Source organism: Micromonospora endophytica, from assembly GCF_003236305.1.
Taxonomy (GTDB): domain Bacteria; phylum Actinomycetota; class Actinomycetes; order Mycobacteriales; family Micromonosporaceae; genus Micromonospora; species Micromonospora endophytica.
The window spans coordinates 13586-31023 of the sequence record NZ_POTX01000025.1 but is presented as its reverse complement, the minus strand read 5'-3'; the positions used below and the strand labels follow the sequence as shown (position 1 = coordinate 31023).

Genomic DNA, 17438 nt, shown 5'->3' with positions numbered 1-17438 from the left:
CAGCGCGCCGCGTGCCGGGTGCGGGTTCAGCGGGGGTTGCGGCGCTGCCGCAGGGCAGCCAGTGCCTCGGCGAGCAGTGCCTCGCCCTCGGCCTCGGTACGCCGCTCCTTGACGTACGCCAGATGGGTTTTGTACGGCTCGGCCCGGCTCCGCTCCGGTGGATGCTGCGCGTCCTCACCGGCGGGCTGACCGCAGCGGGTGCAGTCCCACACCGGCGGGGCCGCCACGTCGGCGGCGAGCCGGACGTCGATGCGATGCCCGTTACGGCACCAGTAGCTGACCGACCGGCATGCGACGGGTGGATGGCGATCGGGGTGGCGTGGGGGCGCGGACCCGACCCGGGCGCCCCGGATGACGTGGCCGTTCGACACGGCGCTGACTCCTGTCGTGGGAGGGGACCACCGTCGAGGGGGAGAGACGGCGGGCGACGCGGTGCAGCGGGTGAAACGGACTGCGCGCGGCCCGTCGAATGACGAACCGCGCGCAGATTCTACGACCAGTGGGTCTGCTCAGACTCCCGTGCCCACCTGCAGGCGGAGCCAGAGCCCGAGACCGATGACGCAGGCGAACCAGACAATGCCCACCAGAACGGTGTAGCGGTCGAGGTTCTTCTCGGCCACCGACGAGCCAGCGAGGCTGGAGCTGACCCCACCGCCGAACATGCTGGACATTCCACCGCCCTTGCCGCGGTGCAGCAGGATCAGCAGGGTGAGCAAGACGCTCGTGATGACCAGCAACACGATCAACGTGTAGGCGAACCAGATCGGCATGGCGGGGGTCAGTCCTCTCGTTACGATCCTCGCCCGGGCAGTTCGGGCACGGCGGCACCGACCGGCGGACGGGCGGAGTCAAGGATAGCGAGCGATCAGGCCGAGATGTGCTCCGGGAACCGGCAGATCTTCGCGAACTCCTCGGCGTCCAGGCTCGCGCCGCCCACCAGGGCGCCGTCCACGTCCGGCTGAGCCATGATCGCGGCCACGTTCGACGACTTCACCGAGCCGCCGTAGAGGATCCGGACCTGCTCGGCCGTGCTCGGGTCGAAGGTCTCGGCCAGCCGGCTCCGCACCGCACCGCAGACCTCCTGGGCGTCGTCCGGGGTGGCCGTCTTGCCGGTGCCGATCGCCCAGACCGGCTCGTACGCGACGACGACCTTGGTGACCTGCTCGGCGGTGAGCCCCTTGAGCGCCGCGTCGAGCTGGTTGTTGCAGTGCGCCACGTGCCCGCCCTGCTCCCGGATGTCCAGCCCCTCCCCCACGCAGAGGATCGGGGTCAGCCCGTTGGCCAGCGCGGCCTGCACCTTGGCACCGACGAGCGCGTCGTCCTCGCGGTGGTACTCCCGCCGCTCGGAGTGCCCGACCGCCACGTAGGTGCAGCCCAGCTTGGCCAGCATCGCCCCGGAGATCTCCCCGGTGTACGCGCCGGAGGCGTGCGCCGAGAGGTCCTGCGCCCCGTAGCCGATCAGCAGCTTGTCGCCCTCCACGACGGTCTGCACCGTACGCAGGTCGGTGAAGGGCGGCAGGACCACCGTCTCCACCGCGGTCAGCTGCTTCTCGGTGAGGCTGGCCGCCAGCTTCTGCACCAGCAGGTTGGCCTCGAGGTGGTTGAGGTTCATCTTCCAGTTGCCGGCCATCAGGGGCCGGCGGGGAGCGCTCGCCATCAGTTCTCCAGGGCCGCGATGCCGGGGAGGGTCTTGCCCTCCAGGTATTCCAGGGAGGCGCCACCGCCGGTGGAGATGTGCCCGAACGACTTCTCGTCCAGCCCCAACGCCCGCACCGCAGCGGCCGAGTCACCGCCGCCGACGACGCTGAACGCCTCGGATCCGGCGATCGCCTCGGCGACCCCCCGGGTGCCGTTGGCGAACGCGGCCATCTCGAACACGCCCATCGGGCCGTTCCAGAAGATCGTCCGGGTGCCGGTCTTCAAGGCCGCGGCGAACCCGGCCACGGTCTCCGGCCCGATGTCGAGCCCGACCCGGTGACTGGGGATGCCGTCGGCGGGCACCACGTCGTGCGCGGCGTCCGGGGCGAAGGCGTCGGCGGCCACCACGTCGACCGGGAGCATGATCTTGCCTTCGGAGCGCTCCAGCAGGTTGCGGCAGGTCTCGACCATGTCCTTCTCGAGCAGCGACGTGCCCACCTCGTGGCCCTGCGCCTTGAGGAAGGTGAAGCACATGCCGCCACCGATGAGCAGCCGGTCCACGGTCGGCAGCAGCGCCTCGATCACGGCGAGCTTGTCGGAGACCTTGGAGCCGCCGAGCACCACCACGTACGGCCGCTCGGGGTCGCCGGTGAGCGTGGAGAGCACCTCGACCTCACGCAGCACCAGCCGGCCGGCGACGTGCGGCAGCCGCGCCGGCACGTCGTACACGCTGGCGTGCTTGCGGTGCACGGCACCGAAAGCGTCGTCGACGTACGCGTCGCCGAACGCGGCGAGCTGGTCGGCGAAGGCACCCCGCTCGGCGTCGTCCTTGCTGGTCTCCCCCTTGTTGAAGCGGAGGTTCTCCAGCAGCGCGACCTCGCCGTCGGCGAGGTCGGCGACGGTGGCCTGGGCCGACTCGCCGACGGTGTCGGTGGCGAAGTGCACAGGCGCGCCGAGCAGCTCGCCGAGCCGACCGGCGACCGGGGCCAGGCTGAACTGCGGGTCCGGCGCGCCCTTCGGCCGACCCAGGTGCGAGCAGACGACCACCTTGGCGCCGGCCTCGGTCAGCGCGCCGAGCGTCGGCAGCACCGCCCGGATCCGGCCGTCATCCGTGATGGCGCCGGTCTGCTTGTCGAGCGGGACGTTCAGGTCGGCGCGCACCAGCACGCGCCGACCCGACACCCCCTCGGCGAGCAGGTCGTCGAGGGTACGGATGCTCACAGCGACGAACCCACCAGCTTGACCAGGTCCACCAGGCGGTTGGAGTAGCCCCACTCGTTGTCGTACCAGCCGACGACCTTGACCTGGTTGCCGATGACCTTGGTCAGCGGCGCGTCGAAGATGCACGACGCCGGGTCGGTGACGATGTCGGCGGAGACGATCGGGTCCTCGTTGTAGGTGAGGATGCCGCGCAGCGGCCCGTCCGCGGCGGCCTTCAGCGCGGCGTTGACCTCGTCCACCGTGGTCTCGCGGCCGACGGTGACGGTGAGGTCGGTGGCGGAGCCGGTGGGGATCGGCACCCGCAGGGCGTACCCGTCGAGCTTGCCCTTGAGGTCCGGCAGCACCAGGCCGATGGCCTTCGCGGCACCGGTCGAGGTCGGCACGATGTTCAGCGCGGCGGCGCGGGCCCGGCGCAGGTCGGAGTGCGGCGCGTCCTGGAGGTTCTGGTCCTGGGTGTACGCGTGGATGGTGGTCATCAGACCCTGCTGGATGCCGAACGTGTCGTGCAGCACCTTCGCCATCGGCGCGAGGCAGTTGGTGGTGCAGGAGGCGTTCGAGATGATGTTGTGCTTGGCCGGGTCGTAGCTGCCCTCGTTGACGCCCACCACCACGGTGACGTCCTCGTTCTTGGCCGGCGCCGAGATGATGACCTTCTTGGCCCCGCCGTCGAGGTGTGCCTTGGCCTTGGTGGCGTCAGTGAAGAAGCCGGTGGACTCGATGACCACGTCGACGTTCAGGTCGCCCCACGGCAGCGCCGCCGGGTCCCGCTCGGCGTACGCCTTGATGCTCTTGCCACCCACGATGATCTCGTCGGCGGTGGCCTTGACCTCCTGGCCGAGGCGGCCCAGGATGCTGTCGTACTTGACAAGGTGGGCGAGCGTGCCGTTGTCGGTGAGGTCGTTTACCGCCACGATCTCGACGTCAGCGCCGGACGCCAGCACTGCCCGGAAGAAGTTACGGCCGATCCGGCCGAAGCCGTTGATGCCAACCCGGATGGTCACAGGTCCCATCTCCTCGCGTTTTGGTCCGCCGGCGTGGAGATCCTCGGCGGCGGAGTGTTGTGCGCCGACCGTTGGAGCCGGCCGTCTACGATTTCTCGGCCACCCCGCCGCGGTCCGTGGGACCAGACCGCCGTGAGGCGGTGGGTACGGCGGGAAGTGCCGCTGCCGGCCCCCTTGCCGTACGCAGCGACCCTATCCGAGCGTACGCACCCGCGCTGCGTCGGGTGGTTCCTCACCGCACCCGGACGACCCACCGTCCTATCAGACCACGAGCATGTCGGGTGTGACTGCCGCTTCGGTATCCGGGATGCCCAGGTCCCGCGCCCGCTTGTCGGCGAGCGCCAGCAGCCGGCGGATCCGGCCGGCGATGGCGTCCTTGGTCAGCGGCGGGTCGGCGAGCGCGCCCAACTCCTCCAGCGACGCCTGCCGGTGCTCCAGCCGCAGCCGCCCGGCCGAGGTCAGGTGCTGCGGCGCGTCGTCGGCGAGGATCTCCAGCGCCCGGGTGACCCGGGCCGCGGCGGCCACCGCCGCCCGCGCCGAGCGGCGCAGGTTCGCGTCGTCGAAGTTGGCCAGCCGGTTGGCCGTGGCGCGCACCTCGCGGCGTACCCGGCGCTCCTCCCAGGCCAGCACGCTGGCGTGCGCGCCGATCCGGGTGAGCAGCGCGGCGATCGCGTCGCCGTCCTTGACCACCACCCGGTCCACGCCCCGCACCTCACGGTTCTTCGCGGTGATGCCGAGCCGGCGGGCCGCGCCGACCAGGGCCAGGGCCGACTCCGGCCCCGGGCAGGTGATCTCCAGGGCGCTCGAGCGGCCCGGCTCGGTGAGTGAGCCGTGTGCCATGAACGCGCCCCGCCAGGCGGAGACCGCGCAGCAGACGTTCGCGGCGACCACGTGCGGCGGCAGGCCGCGTACCGGCCGACCCCGCACGTCCAGCAGCCCGGTCTGCCGGGCCAGGGCCTCGCCGTCCTTGACCACCCGGACGATGAAGTGGCTGCCCTTGCGCAGGCCGCCGGAGGCGAGCACGTGGATCTCGCTCGGATAGCCGTACACCTCGGCGATCTCGCGGCGCAGCCGGCGGGCCACCGCGCCGGTGTCCAGCTCCGCCTCCACCACCACCCGACCGGAGACGATGTGCAGCCCACCGGCGAACCGCAGCAGCGCCGCCATCTCCGCCCGCCGGCAGCAGGGCTTGGGCACGTCGACCCGACTCAGCTCGTCCTTGACCGCAGCCGTCATCGCCATTGTGCGTCCCCTCACGGACCGGTTCCGGCGTGTCACCGGAGATTACGTACGTGTCTAACGATCGGCGCCCAGGACGGGCACCAGCGCGGCGCCCAGGGCGGCCGGATCATGACGGGGAGTGCCGTCGTCGACCGCGACGGGAGCGAGAACCAGTCGGGCTCCCAGCGATTCTGCCGCACGACCGACCGGTTCGGGGTCACCGACCGCCTTGGCGTCGGCGAGCACGAAGTCGACCACCAGTTCCGGCAGGTACCAACGCAGCGCCGCCAGGTGATCGGCGACGGAGAGACCGAGGGTCTCCTTCTCGGCGGCGAGGTTGAGCGTCACCAGCCGCCGGGCCGGGCTGGCCAGGATCGCCGCGGCCAGCTGCGGCACCAGCAGGTGCGGCAGCACGCTCGTGTACCAGCTGCCCGGCCCGAAGATCAGCCAGTCGGCGGCGCCGATCGCGGCGACCGCCTGCGTGCAGGCGGCGGGCGCCTGCGGGGTCAGCCGCAGCGACTCGACCCGCCCGGTGGTGATCGCCACCTGGTGTTGGCCGCGTACGGTGCACACCGCGTCGGGGTGGTCCGGGTCCACCCCGCGTACCTGGGCCTCGATGCCGACCGGCTGGCACGACATGGGCAGCACCCGACCCACCGCGCCGAGCATCGCCCCGGCGTGTTCCAGGGCGGCCACCGGATCGCCCAGCAGCTCCATCAGGCCGTGCAGCACCAGGTTGCCCACCGCGTGACCGGCCAGCCCGTCACGCCTGGCGGTGGTCAGCCCGTTACTGCCGCCGGTGGCGGTCACCTCGGCGAAGCGGTGCTGGAACAGCCCTGCGCTGCGCCGGGTGGCAGGGTGATCACCGGCGAGCGCGACCAGCGCCTGGCGCAGGTCACCGGGGGGTAGTCCGCCGCGCTCGGCGCGCAGCCGACCGCTGGAGCCGCCGTCGTCACCGACGGTCACCACGGCGGTGATGTCCAGGTCCAGTTCCGGGGCGCAGCGACGTAACGCCCGCAGTGAGACGGACAGGCCGTGGCCGCCGCCGAAGGCCACCACCCGGATCGTCATTCCCGCCCCAGGTCGCGGTGCTGCGCGTTGGCGGCCAGCCCGGCGCGGCGCAGCCGGGCGGCCAACTCCTCGGCGATCGCCACGCTGCGGTGCTTGCCGCCGGTGCAGCCGACCGCCACGGTCAGGTACCGCTTGCCCTCCCGCTCGAATCCGGCGGTGGTGGCGCCGACCAGGTCCGCGTACGCCTCCACGAAGGCGTCCGCGCCCTCCTGCCCCAGCACGTAGGCGCTCACCGCCTCCTCCCGGCCGGTGTGCTCACGCAGTTCGGGTACCCAGTACGGGTTGGGCAGGAACCGGGCATCGAGCACGAAATCGGCGTCCGGCGGCAGGCCGTACTTGAACCCGAAGGAGATCACTGTCACCCGCAGCTTGCGCGCGTCCTCGCCGCCGAACAGCTCCTCGACCCGGCGACGAAGCTGGTTCACGTTCAGGTGGCTGGTGTCGATGATCACGTCGGCCTGGTCACGGGCCTCCTCCAACAACCCCCGCTCGACCGCGATGCCGTCGGCGAGCCGGCCGTCGCCCTGCAACGGATGCGAGCGCCGGACGCTCTCGAACCGGCGGATCAGGACCTCGTCGTCGGCGTCGACGAAGACCACCCGGGGCGCGTAGCCGCGCTCCTTCAGCTCCCGGATCGCCTCGGCCAGGTCGGTGGAGAAGGCCCGGGAGCGTACGTCAAGCACCATCGCGGTACGCCGGGCCGCCCCACCAGCCTTCACCGCCAGCTCGGCCATGTCCAGCAGCAGCGCCTGCGGCAGGTTGTCCACCACGTAGAAGCCGACGTTCTCCAGGGCCCGCGCCACGGTGCTGCGCCCGCCGCCGGACAGGCCGGTGACCACGACAAGCGTGGTGTCCGTCTCGGCCACCGTCCCGGAACCGCCGGTGTGGTGACCGCTCGTGTGCGCCTCGCCCACCCATAACCCCCAAGCCGTGGCGCCCCGGTCGATACCGACCGGGCCTGGTCAATCAGCGACTCTAGCTCGCCGGTGCTGTCGGCTGGCTGACGGCGTCAGGTGTGGTCTGCGGCTATCCTCCGGCCATGGGCAGACACGGGGCGCGACTGCGCTGGGTGGTGGCCCTCGTCTCGGTCACCGTCGCGGTACTGGCCACAGTTGACCACGCCCGGCAACGCGAACGTGAGCAGCACGGCAGCCCGGACGCGGTCACCGTCACCGTCGAGGCGATGTTGCCGGCGGCGCACCAGGTGGCCGACCTGGCCGCCGCGTACGGCTGGCGCAACGGCGCAACTGTCGACGGCGACCCGGACAACCAGTCCGTGCTGCTGCGGTTGCGCTGGTCCGGGCCGGAACTGCCGGGCAACTACCAGGTGATGCTGCTGGACAAGCGGCTGACGCCACCCCGGGTGGTGCCACCCTTCGATGGCTGGGACGCCGTCGGCGGCACCGGCTTCAACTGGGCCGACTCGTACGAGCAACTGGCCGACCGCTACGACTGGCTCGCCGGTGCCGCCTCCCGTCCGGAGTCGAGCGACTCGCTGCGTACGCCCGACAACCTGGGCGCGGTCGGCACCCGCGCGGTCGCCGACGGCAGCCTGGTGGCGCTGTTCCGGATGGGCACCGGCGCGGCCCCGCTCACCGACCCGGCCGACCTGCTCGTCGCCTTCTGCCACGTCGATGAGACAGGCGCCCCCCGCTGGGCCAAACCCGTCCCGGTCCCCCGACCCTCCTGACCGCCGTGCCGGTCATCACGCCCCCGGCCCGGGCGAGACGAGGCGGAGCGTCAGGTACCAGCCGATCCGTCGTGACTCGGCGGCACGGTCAACGATCGGACCAAGCGCTGGCCGTCGGGCCACGGGCCGAACCCGGTCTTGGAGTCCAGGTGCCCGACCGCGCCCGCGTCGAACAGCTCCGAGCCCCAGTCTCGCGCGTACGCCTCGAACTGCGCGAACGTGGCATGTGGATCGTTGCGACTGGCGACCAGGATCGAACGGAACGGCAGCGGTTCGCGTGGCACGTGGCCGATGAAGACGTCGACGGTCTCGTCCGGTTCGGCAGTCCAGTCCGGATCCAGATACGGCGGCGTGACCAGCAGCGCGGCCCGGACTGGGCCGACGTGCTGGCTGGCCCAGACAGCGACGGTCAGGCACCCGGCGCTGTGCGCCACCAGGATCACCGGCTCGCTGTCGGCGCTTATCGCCGCGTGCAGCGCGGCGACCCGTTCGGTGACGACAAACGGCGGGCCGGGCGGTTCGGGGGCCCATCGATACTTCGGGTCGCTGCTGACCCACCTGCGCGACCAGTGGTCGGGTAAGGGAACTCCTCGACCGGGCACGACAAGGTAACGCGTCACCCCCAGCACGCTAGCAACTGGTGACCGTCGTGGCACCGGTCAGCCGCCCCCGGCGACCCGTCGGTGGGCGAGCAGGGCCGAGCCGAACAAGCCGTTGCGCCCCGGCCGCGCCCACCGGCTCCGCTGCCAGTGCGATCGCATTGACCAGGGCAATCAGGTCCGCCATCGCGACGTCCGCGGGTACGGATCCGTCGTCGACCGCCCGCCGCCGAAGCGGTTCGCCCGCGGGAACCCTTGCGGTCACTGCGCCTCGATCGGTGACAGAGAACCGAGACGACACGCCGAGACGAGACTCGTAGAACCGTCACCGATCCCCGTGCTCGGGCACCAGTTGCGGCGTCTCGTGAAGGACACGGGCAGCCAGCGGTCCCGCCAGCCCGCGCTGACCTGACCGATGGCGCGTTCGTCGTGTTGGCCGACGAACGCCTTCGGATCCGCGCCTTGCCCATCGGCTGACGACTCGACGACAGCAGGCGACCGGGCCAGGGCGCCGTTGGCATCTCGGGAACGGCGTCCGCCAGTCAGCGGGAGTGGCTCGTAGAATCCTCGGATGGTCTCCCCCGCCGATCCGAGCAGCACCGAGCCGAGCAACACCGAGCCGAGCAACACCGAGCCGAGCAGCACCGATCGAAGCAGCGCCGACCTGAGCGTCGCCGAGTTGGCTGCCTCCGACGCACCGACCGGGGAGAAGGTGACAGCGGCGCTCGATGTACTGCAGAGGATCTTCGGGTACGACGCCTTCCGTGGTTTCCAGCGTGAGGTGATCGACCACGTGGTGGCCGGCGGGGACGCGCTGGTGCTGATGCCGACAGGTGGCGGCAAGTCGCTGTGTTACCAGATTCCGGCGCTGGTGCGCGATGGCGTCGCGGTGGTGATCTCGCCGCTGATCGCGTTGATGCAGGACCAGGTGGACGCGCTGACCGCGGTCGGGGTGAAGGCCGGCTTCCTCAACTCCACGCTCGATTTCGACACCCGCCGGCTGGTCGAGGCGGAGTTCGTGGCCGGGGAGATCGACCTGCTCTATCTCGCGCCGGAGGCGCTGGCCAGCCAGGCCACGCTGAGCCTGCTGGACCGGGGCCGGATCAGCCTGTTCGCCATCGACGAGGCGCACTGCGTGTCGCAGTGGGGGCACGACTTCCGGCCCGACTACCTGAACCTGTCGATGCTGCACGAACGCTGGCCCGGGGTGCCCCGGATCGCGCTCACCGCCACCGCGACGAGCGCCACCCGGACGGAGATCGCCACCCGGCTCCAGTTGGGCGAGGCGCGGCATTTCGTGGCCAGCTTCGACCGGCCCAACATCCAGTACCGGATCGTGCCGAAGCGGGAGCCGCGCAAGCAACTGCTCGCCCTGCTGCGCGACGAGCACCCGGGCGACGCGGGCATCGTCTACTGCCTGTCCCGCGCCTCGGTGGAGAAGACCGCCGAGTTCCTGGTCGCCAACGGCGTGGACGCGTTGCCGTACCACGCCGGTCTGGACGCGGCGACGCGCGCGGCGAACCAGCAGCGGTTCCTGCGCGCCGACGGGGTGGTGATGGTGGCGACCATCGCCTTCGGGATGGGCATCGACAAGCCGGACGTACGCTTCGTCGCCCATCTTGACCTGCCCAAGTCGGTCGAGGGCTACTACCAGGAGACCGGCCGGGCGGGACGGGACGGGTTGCCGTCAACCGCCTGGCTGGCGTACGGGCTGCAGGACGTCGTACAGCAGCGCAAGATGATCGACACGTCCGAGGGCGACCTGGCGCACCGGCGTAACCTCGCCGCTCACCTCGACGCGATGCTGGCGCTCTGCGAGACGGTCCGCTGCCGCCGCGCCCAGCTGCTTGAGTATTTCGGCGAGCCGGCCGGCTGCGGCTGCGGCAACTGCGACACCTGCCTGGAGCCGCCCGAGTCGTGGGACGGCACGGTGGCCGCGCAGAAGCTGCTCTCCACGGTGTACCGGCTGGACCGGGAGCGTAACCAGCGCTTCGGCGCCGGACACTGCGTCGACATCCTGCTCGGCCGCAGCACCGACAAGATCGTCCAGCATCGGCACGACTCGCTCACCGTGTTCGGCATCGGCGAGGAGCTGAGCGAGGCGGAGTGGCGCGGCGTGGTGCGGCAGTTGCTCGCCGAGGGGCTGCTGGCGGTCGAGGGTGACTACGGCACCCTGGCCCTCACCGACGCCAGCGCCGAGGTACTCGGTAAACGGCGTACCGTGATGATGCGCCGTGAGCCGGCGCGGGCGGCGCGGGTGGCCAAGCCGCGGGGCGCAGCGACAGTCGTCGCCGAGCTGCCCGCCGAGGCGGCCGGCACCTTCGAGCGGCTGCGCGCCTGGCGCGCGGCAACCGCCAAGGAGCAGGGCGTCCCGGCGTACGTCATCTTCCACGACGCCACGCTGCGCCAGATCGCCGCCGACGCCCCGTCCTCCCTGGCCGACCTCTCCCGGATCAGTGGCGTAGGCGAGAACAAACTCGCCAAGTACGGTGAGCAACTCCTCACCGTACTTGGCGAGGAGACGGCGGCTCAGCAGCCCTGACCTATCGTGGAGGGTGACTTCGGGAGGGGAACGGTTGGCATCCGGGTGGAGTTGGCTGACGCAGACCCCGATCGCGCATCGCGGGCTGGTCGGGCCCGGTCGACCCGCCAACTCGCTGGCCGCCTTCGAGGCCGCTGCCGCCGCCGGTTACGGCTGTGAACTCGACGTGCAGTTGACCACGGCCGGCGAGTTGGTGGTGGTGCACGACTACGACCTGACCGACCTGACCGGCGCGGCCATCCGGACCGGTCGACTCACTCCGGCGGATCGGCAGCGGCTGCGGCTCGACGGTACCGACGAGCGCATTCCCTCCCTGATGGAGGTGCTGCGGCAGGTCGCGGGCCGGGTGCCGCTGCTGATCGAGCTGAAGCGTCCGGTGCCGATCCTGCCGCCAACGCTGGCCTCGGCCGTGCTGCGGCAGCTCGCCGGCTATCCGGGACCGTACGCCGTCGAGTCGTTCGATCCAGTGTTGGTGGCGGCGCTGCGGGTCGCGATGCTGCGGATGCCGGCACAGCGACGCGCGCCGGTCGGCCGGATCTGCGGGTTGTTGCGCACCGCCGACCCGCTGACCCGACTCATCGGCCGCAGCATGCTCAGCAACGTCGTGACCCGACCGGATTTCCTGGCGTACGAGGTGGACGGCTTTCCGTCACGGCTGGTCGCCTGGTGGCGTCGCCGGGACGTGCCGGTGCTCGCCTGGCCGGTGACCACAGTGGAGCAGGAGAGATACGCCCGGCAGTTCGCCGACAACATCGTCTTTTCCGGCTATAGGCCATCCCAGCAATGAGACTTACGCTCGGGATATGCCTGAGGAATCGCGTGCGGACCACAGAACTCGCGACCACAGCAACGCCGACTCCGACGACCCTATGGCGGCGTACCGCCGACTGGCTGAGACGAATGTGTCGAGCCTGCGGAAGCAGTACGACTGGCGGGCGAAATGGCACCGCCGTCATTTCCGTTTCACCGGGATCCTGGTGATCGTCGTCAGTGCTGCGCTGCCACTGCTCGCCGGCTTCCGCTATCCGGGAAAAGACGTGGTCATCGCCCTCGCGGGCGTGGTCATCGCCACCGCGACCGCCTTGCGCACGTTCTATCAGTGGGATCAGATGTGGAGCCTGCTCCGACGGACCCATTTCGAGTTGATCAGGGCCTTCAGCCAATGGGAACTCGAGTTCGGCCGGGCCGAATCGGTCGACGACCCGCAGCGGCGGGAAGAACTCGGCTACGAGGCGACCCGGGCCCTGTTGGAGAAGGTCGAGACAATTCGCAGCGGCGAGTCGGAGAAGTTCTTCGGCGCTCTGAGTTTCCCCGAGGGTGGCGTCGGCGGGCGGATGCTCCGGGTGCCACCGCAACCCGGTGGCTGATCATCGCGGTGGGGTCGGTGGCTCACGCAACTCACTGACGGCCTCCAGGGCCGCCCGTTGGCTCTCCCGGCGCAACCACACCAGACCGGCCTGCTGCGCATAACTGGTCAGGGCTGTGGTCATGTCGGCGTGGCCGAGCGCACGCAGTTGGGCCATCCGCTGTGGCGAGAAGTCGAGCAGCCCGTTCGCGGCACCGACCAGTCCTTTCGGGCTCAGCGGGCGACTCGGGCGCACCTCCAGCAACTTGATTCCGGCCCGGTCGCGTTCCCGGAGCACGTCGAGGGCGTCGAGGTGCACCGCGATCACCAACTCGCAGCCTTGCGCGGCGAACGCCCGGACCGGCACCTTGTCCTGACCCAAGCCGCCATCGGCGTAGTACCGCTCGCCGACGCGGCGGGAACTGAACAGGAACGGCAAGGCGGCGCTGGCCAGCACCGCAGCGCACACCTCGGCGCGAGGCAGGTGGTTGAGATGCAGAAGTTCGGCCTTGCCGAGACGGGCCGCGAGCCAGTTGACGGCATGCTGCACGGCACGCTCAAGCGGGAACCACGGTGGCGGTCCCACCGGCAGGCCGGTCACCCACATCGGCGGGCCGACCCGCAGCGTGTCGACGTCGACGACCTGTTCGACCAGCTGCTCCAGGTAACCGTTGTCGAGCAGCAACCGAACGGCGCGCACCGGCAGGTTCGCCACGCCCACGGCGAACGCCTCGTCCACCTCGCCGGAGTCGTCGGGTCGCCCGGGTTGGCCCACCACGGCGGCGCTCAACCGGGAGCTGACCTTCGTCCAGAGGTCGCCGAGCCGCTGCGCGCCGGTCGGTAGGTCAGGGGCGCAGGCCAGCACCACCCCGTTGAGGGCACCGATGCTGCTTCCGGCGATCGCCTCGATGGACAACCCCTGCGCGGCCAGGGCCTCGATCGCACCCAGTTCATAGGCGCCCTTTGCCGCGCCGCCGCCGAGTAACAACCCGATCCGGGGCAGCCCGGGCGGGGTCACGTCGATCGGCGGCGGCACCTGGGGCGGCCCGGTTGTCCCGGGTGCCACCGCCTGCTTTTCGATCTCCTGCGCACGCTCGGCGATCCGGCGCAGCCGGTCGTCGGTCATCGCTGCCTCCCGTCTGCTCGTCGCGCCGGCACACGCCATGGATCAGGGATGCGCATCGGCGAGCCAGGCGCGGGTCTCGGCACCGGCATCGGCCAGTTCGTCGACGATGCGATGGACGAACTCCGGCACCGTCATGGTGCTCTCCAGCAGTTCGTCGCCGCGGGCCCGCACATCGCGCAGCGCCTGCTGACCAGGGGTACGGCCGTCCGGCAACGCGGCTGGCTCGGCCGCGTACCGGATGGCCAGCGCCAGCGCGACCAGCAACGGCCGGTTCGGCACCGGCTGCAGGTCGGGGGTCTCGTCATCGAGCAGTTCGGCCACCAGGTGCCGGTCGTCGGTATCGGTGATCTCCGCGCACGCCTCGTCCAGCAGTTGCTCCAGTGGCCGACCGCCGATCCAGGCGGTGGCCGAGGCCGCGTCGTCCAGGATCGCCTCCACCAACCACTCCCGCTGGATGCGGTCGCCACTGGCGAACTCGTGCTGACCACAGGCACCCGCGACGATCTCGCTACCGAACAGCGTCACCTGGTAGAGCCACGGCAATCCACGGTAGGCGCCATTGCGGTAACGGGCGAGCGAACGACTGAACGCCTCCCAGGCGTGTTGCCGTAGCTGTAGCTGGATCAGCTGGTGATGCTGCGCAACCAACTCGGTGGCGAGCAGCTTCAGCAGCGCATCCTGGTGATCGAGCCGGCTCTCCAGCAGCCGCAGCCGCGCCTCGTGCTGCGCCAACTGCCGCTGCTGCTGGTCGAGCCGGCGTTCCTGCCGGGCCAGCTCCTGGTCGACCACTGTGGCGATCTCGCGGATCAGTCCGCTGAGCTGACCGACCTGGCCCCTGGTCTGCGCCACCGCCTGGTGGGTGTCGGCGAGTCCGACCTGAAGATCGCGCAGGTGTACCGCGCACTCGCGCAGCGCGAGGTCGGTCACGGCGCCACGGGCGGCCAACTCGTTGACCCACGCCAGTGTGTTGGCCTGGCTGCGAACCACTGTCTGGTCGAGATAGTGGCGCTGCTTGCGGGCCTTGCCGGTCACCTGGTCGAGCAGGCGCGGGAAGAAGGTCGCCCGGCGTTGCTGGACCACCATCGCCTGCACTGAGCCGATGTCGCTGACCAGTTCGATGAGCAGCCTGCTCTGTACGACCGGCACCCGCTGGGCGAGCACCACCACGTCCACCCTGTCGTCGGGCAGCCGGGGAACTATCGGTTCGCTCATCAGCTCACCCGGCTCCCGGCTCGGGCGGCTCGACCGTGAACACCAGCGCCGGGCTGAAGACCTCACCGCCCGCGACATAGCTCGGTGCCACGACGAAGTCGATCGCGCCCGTCGCCTGGCAGTTGCGCCAGGGGCGTACGGTGCCCGGCACCACCGGCTCGCCCCGAGGCACCTCGTCGACCAGCACCATCGGCTGCTGGCAGCGGGCCAGCTCGGCGCGGAGCCGACGGGTCTGATCGCAGGCGTTGCGGACAGCCTGTCGCTCCGCCTCGGTGAGCTGTTGCCGTGGGTCGTCGACAGTCGTCGACGCGGCACCGGGCGGGGCCGTCGCGCGCAGCCAGGCGGCAAGCTCCTCCTCGTCGACAGGCCCCCGACCGAGCATCAGGCCGATCAGCTCACGGACCAGCCGGGCGGTCGCGCGGCTACGCGCGGCGGAGGGTACGGACCCGGAGCGCATCCGCAGCCGAGCCAACTCGGTGTACTCCTGGGTGGCAAGCAGCTGGTAGCGACCGGCCAACTCCTCGTGATGCACCGGATCGAGACGTGTCGCCCCGGCGGCACCGGCAATCACCGACCGCTGATCCGCCAACTGCGCGCCCTGGTCGGCCAGCCGGGCGTCCTGGTCGGCCAGCCGGGCGCGGAGGCGCTCGACCTCGGCTCGCAGCGCGGCCAGTTCCCCCGCCGAGCCCTCCTCCGGCGCCCTTACCGGCTCCGCAGCGCCCGACGTCGCAGCGTTCTGTATCACCGTCACCAGCGACGCGAGTTGCCCGCGAGCCTCACGCAGTTCGGTGACGACCCGCTCGACGGCGATCCGCCGGCTGTACCCGAACACCGCAGCCCCCCTCTCCGATCAGTTCGGTGACCCGTGCCGGATATTGGCGAACAGTGGATCGAACAACATCTTCACCTCGGCTTTCGCGCCGGTCCTCTGGTTGATCGCCACCGCTCGTATGGTCGTCTCGCCGAAATACAGCTCCAGCCTGACGGCGCGTTGGCGGATGGGCAGCCCCGTGGTCGCCCGGATGTCGACGAGCATCCGGTTGAGCGGAAAGACGTCCGCTTCGTCGACGTACTGCGGATCGGTCTTGTCCGTCCAGTAGAAGCCGAGTTCCAGCGTCTCCTGGTTACGCAGGGTGGGGAAGGTCTCGGCGACGACGCAGCTCTGCGCCGGCACCGGCGCTCCCCGGGTGACGAGCACCTTGAAGCGGCCGGTGCAGCGCCACACGTTCTCGTGGTCGATGATCAGCCGCTGCCGATCGTCGATGCCGGGACGAAACTCCAGGCTCTGCGCGAGACCGTAGGTGCGTGCCGACCGGCGTTGCCAGATCTGCTCGGGGGCGTAGCCGAAATGCACGCCCCCACGAAGCACCGCTTCCCGGGGCTGCTGTGGTCGCATGGCCAGGGCCAAGCCGTCGAACCGGTGCCGCACCCGGCGGCGCAGGTACTCGTTGTTGGCGAAGCCGCCGACCAGGACCAGCACAATCGGGCCGCCATCGGATTCGCCGCGTACCTCGTCGAGTTTGGTCGCGATCAGGTCGATGATCGGCTCGACGACCCGATCCAGCAGTGCCTGCACCTCGACGGAGGTCAGTCTGAGATAGCGCTCGTCATCGGCGAGGTCGGTCAGCCGGTCGCGGACCCGGGCCGGCAGCGCCGCCCAGAGCGGGGCCGGAATCTCCAGCATCGGGTTGCTGGTGATCTGCGGTGGTTCCCCTGGTCCGAAGGCGACCGACAGGTGCGCCTTGACCGCGTCCCACTCGTCCTCCATGGCGTTGAGGAGCCGACGCTGGGGGCCCGCCTCCCACCTGGCCAGCACCTCCGCGCCGAACCGGTCGGTGAGCACCTGCCGGCGGAACTGCTGGTTGACGTACTGGGATCCGAGCGCCCCGCCGATGCTGCCGGTGCCGATCTCTCCCAGCACCGTCTGCCCGTGCCGCTTCTGCGCCTGATAGGCGGAGATGTCGACGGTGCCACCGCCGCAGTCCACCACCACGACCCGGACCCCGTCCATGATGGTGAAGTCGGTGTTGGCGCCGCGTCCGTCCAGTGCCCGACCCGGCGTGGTCAGGCAGTAGAGGGCGGCGACCTCCGGTTCCACCCCGAGCAGGACATGCGCCACGTCGGTGAAGCCGGCCCGGGCTATCGCCTCGCGCATGAACTGCCGCTGTCCGGCCGACCAGATGGCCGGCACCGTGACGCACCAGCGGATGTCCCTTTCTCGGATCTCCCCGACGTCGGCCCTGATCTGGCTCAACGCGCTGATCCGCATCCGCCGCAGCATGCCGGCCACCAGCACCCGCAGCGCCGGCTCGTCGTCGAGGTCGACCGCACCCTCCGCCTGCGGCACCGACCGGGTCTCCGGCTGCGGGCTGAGCGCCATCTTGAAGGCGTAGGCGAAGCCATGCAGGCCCGCCTTGGCGCGCCGGTTCGCCGGGGTGTCGGACCAGCGGTACTTCGCGGTGTATCCCCAGTCGACGGGACCGCCGGCGGCATTGGTGACGACCGCGGACAGATCCTTGACCGTACGTTGTGGACTGTCCGGCCAGCCACTGCTCACCACGATGTTCTTGTCCCGGGTACGCGGATCGTCATTGTGCGGACTCACCACTACATAGGCGTAACCGCTGCCATGGGTGCCGAAGTCGATCGACACCACCACTTTTGGGCGTCCCACAAAACTCCCGACAAGCGCGCGTCCCCACTGCCGCTGACAGGCTAGTCAGCGGCGATCATCGGCAGGAAGCGGCCGGTCGGATCCACTGCCTGTCCGGC

17 protein-coding genes are annotated in these 17438 nt (G+C 70.6%); 4 read left to right on the top strand and 13 right to left on the bottom strand.

The window, feature by feature from the left end; translation table 11 throughout:
* Positions 1 to 26 precede the first annotated feature (26 nt).
* The 8 genes from C1I93_RS06205 to rapZ all read right to left on the bottom strand — a co-directional run bounded on the left by C1I93_RS06205 (position 27) and on the right by rapZ (position 7066).
* Positions 27 to 371 (bottom strand): RNA polymerase-binding protein RbpA, encoded by a 345-nt coding sequence (locus tag C1I93_RS06205; RefSeq protein ID WP_111242254.1) that lies wholly within the window; start codon positions 369 to 371, stop codon positions 27 to 29.
* Between the two features lie 138 nt (positions 372 to 509).
* Positions 510 to 770, bottom strand: a complete 261-nt coding sequence (secG, locus tag C1I93_RS06200) for a preprotein translocase subunit SecG (protein ID WP_111242253.1) — start codon at positions 768 to 770, stop codon at positions 510 to 512.
* 95 nt (positions 771 to 865) lie between these two features.
* Positions 866 to 1657 carry a triose-phosphate isomerase gene (gene tpiA / locus C1I93_RS06195; RefSeq protein ID WP_111242252.1) on the bottom strand — a complete coding sequence of 264 codons (792 nt, stop codon included), beginning with the start codon at positions 1655 to 1657 and terminating at the stop codon, positions 866 to 868.
* The gene (locus tag C1I93_RS06190) at positions 1657 to 2859 is read right to left on the bottom strand and encodes a phosphoglycerate kinase (protein ID WP_111242251.1); all 1203 of its coding nucleotides are present in this window, start codon (positions 2857 to 2859) and stop codon (positions 1657 to 1659) included. The genes tpiA and C1I93_RS06190 overlap by 1 nt, the downstream gene beginning before the upstream one ends.
* Complete coding sequence (gene gap, locus C1I93_RS06185) at positions 2856 to 3860, bottom strand: type I glyceraldehyde-3-phosphate dehydrogenase (protein ID WP_111242250.1); 1005 nt, start codon at positions 3858 to 3860, stop codon at positions 2856 to 2858. Before gap ends, C1I93_RS06190 begins: the two co-directional genes overlap by 4 nt.
* 261 nt (positions 3861 to 4121) lie before the next feature.
* On the bottom strand, positions 4122 to 5102 hold the full coding sequence (gene whiA / locus C1I93_RS06180) for a DNA-binding protein WhiA (RefSeq protein WP_111242249.1): 981 nt from the start codon (positions 5100 to 5102) through the stop codon (positions 4122 to 4124).
* Between the two features lie 54 nt (positions 5103 to 5156).
* Entirely contained in the window at positions 5157 to 6152 is a 996-nt protein-coding gene (locus tag C1I93_RS06175; protein ID WP_111242248.1) for a gluconeogenesis factor YvcK family protein, read from the bottom strand.
* The gene (gene rapZ, locus C1I93_RS06170) at positions 6149 to 7066 is read right to left on the bottom strand and encodes an RNase adapter RapZ (protein WP_223256564.1); all 918 of its coding nucleotides are present in this window, start codon (positions 7064 to 7066) and stop codon (positions 6149 to 6151) included. Before rapZ ends, C1I93_RS06175 begins: the two co-directional genes overlap by 4 nt.
* Before the next feature lie 125 nt (positions 7067 to 7191).
* Between rapZ and C1I93_RS06165 the strand changes: the two genes are divergently transcribed.
* The gene (locus C1I93_RS06165) at positions 7192 to 7842 is read left to right on the top strand and encodes a hypothetical protein (protein ID WP_111242247.1); all 651 of its coding nucleotides are present in this window, start codon (positions 7192 to 7194) and stop codon (positions 7840 to 7842) included.
* 50 nt (positions 7843 to 7892) lie between these two features.
* Here the strand turns inward: C1I93_RS06165 and C1I93_RS06160 are convergent, their stop codons facing one another.
* Entirely contained in the window at positions 7893 to 8462 is a 570-nt protein-coding gene (locus C1I93_RS06160; protein WP_181445034.1) for an RBBP9/YdeN family alpha/beta hydrolase, read from the bottom strand.
* A gap of 550 nt (positions 8463 to 9012) precedes the next feature.
* Between C1I93_RS06160 and recQ the strand changes: the two genes are divergently transcribed.
* The 3 genes from recQ to C1I93_RS06145 are packed head-to-tail and all read left to right on the top strand — an operon-like array spanning position 9013 to position 12350.
* Complete coding sequence (recQ, locus tag C1I93_RS06155) at positions 9013 to 10983, top strand: DNA helicase RecQ (protein WP_223256566.1); 1971 nt, start codon at positions 9013 to 9015, stop codon at positions 10981 to 10983.
* A 13-nt stretch (positions 10984 to 10996) separates the two neighbouring features.
* The gene (locus tag C1I93_RS06150) at positions 10997 to 11770 is read left to right on the top strand and encodes a glycerophosphodiester phosphodiesterase family protein (protein WP_212808326.1); all 774 of its coding nucleotides are present in this window, start codon (positions 10997 to 10999) and stop codon (positions 11768 to 11770) included.
* Between the two features lie 16 nt (positions 11771 to 11786).
* On the top strand, positions 11787 to 12350 hold the full coding sequence (locus C1I93_RS06145) for a DUF4231 domain-containing protein (RefSeq protein ID WP_111242245.1): 564 nt from the start codon (positions 11787 to 11789) through the stop codon (positions 12348 to 12350).
* On the opposite strand, the gene C1I93_RS06140 is transcribed toward C1I93_RS06145, so the two are convergent.
* Genes C1I93_RS06140 through C1I93_RS06125 form a run of 4 tightly spaced genes read right to left on the bottom strand, consistent with a single transcriptional unit; the run spans position 12351 to position 17340 of the window.
* Positions 12351 to 13454 carry a patatin-like phospholipase family protein gene (locus tag C1I93_RS06140; protein WP_181445033.1) on the bottom strand — a complete coding sequence of 368 codons (1104 nt, stop codon included), beginning with the start codon at positions 13452 to 13454 and terminating at the stop codon, positions 12351 to 12353.
* Positions 13455 to 13496: 42 nt separating this feature from the next.
* Positions 13497 to 14666 (bottom strand): diguanylate cyclase regulator RdcB family protein, encoded by a 1170-nt coding sequence (locus tag C1I93_RS06135; protein ID WP_181445032.1) that lies wholly within the window; start codon positions 14664 to 14666, stop codon positions 13497 to 13499.
* 4 nt (positions 14667 to 14670) lie between these two features.
* A complete protein-coding gene (locus tag C1I93_RS06130) occupies positions 14671 to 15498 on the bottom strand; it encodes a hypothetical protein (protein WP_111242242.1) in 828 nt (275 codons plus the stop codon).
* An 18-nt stretch (positions 15499 to 15516) separates the two neighbouring features.
* A complete protein-coding gene (locus C1I93_RS06125; protein ID WP_146603446.1) occupies positions 15517 to 17340 on the bottom strand; it encodes an acetate and sugar kinases/Hsc70/actin family protein in 1824 nt (607 codons plus the stop codon).
* Positions 17341 to 17438: the final 98 nt, after the last annotated feature.

What these genes read in the sequence shown, in the direction of transcription:
- C1I93_RS06140 (WP_181445033.1), bottom strand. Translation starts at nt 13,454, where the DNA reads ATGACCGACGACCGGCTGCGCCGGATCGCCGAGCGTGCGCAGGAGATC.
- C1I93_RS06135 (WP_181445032.1), bottom strand. Translation starts at nt 14,666, where the DNA reads ATGAGCGAACCGATAGTTCCCCGGCTGCCCGACGACAGGGTGGACGTG.
- tpiA (WP_111242252.1), bottom strand. Translation starts at nt 1,657, where the DNA reads ATGGCGAGCGCTCCCCGCCGGCCCCTGATGGCCGGCAACTGGAAGATG.
- secG (WP_111242253.1), bottom strand. Translation starts at nt 770, where the DNA reads ATGCCGATCTGGTTCGCCTACACGTTGATCGTGTTGCTGGTCATCACG.
- C1I93_RS06165 (WP_111242247.1), top strand. Translation starts at nt 7,192, where the DNA reads ATGGGCAGACACGGGGCGCGACTGCGCTGGGTGGTGGCCCTCGTCTCG.
- whiA (WP_111242249.1), bottom strand. Translation starts at nt 5,102, where the DNA reads ATGGCGATGACGGCTGCGGTCAAGGACGAGCTGAGTCGGGTCGACGTG.
- C1I93_RS06145 (WP_111242245.1), top strand. Translation starts at nt 11,787, where the DNA reads ATGCCTGAGGAATCGCGTGCGGACCACAGAACTCGCGACCACAGCAAC.
- recQ (WP_223256566.1), top strand. Translation starts at nt 9,013, where the DNA reads ATGGTCTCCCCCGCCGATCCGAGCAGCACCGAGCCGAGCAACACCGAG.
- C1I93_RS06175 (WP_111242248.1), bottom strand. Translation starts at nt 6,152, where the DNA reads ATGACGATCCGGGTGGTGGCCTTCGGCGGCGGCCACGGCCTGTCCGTC.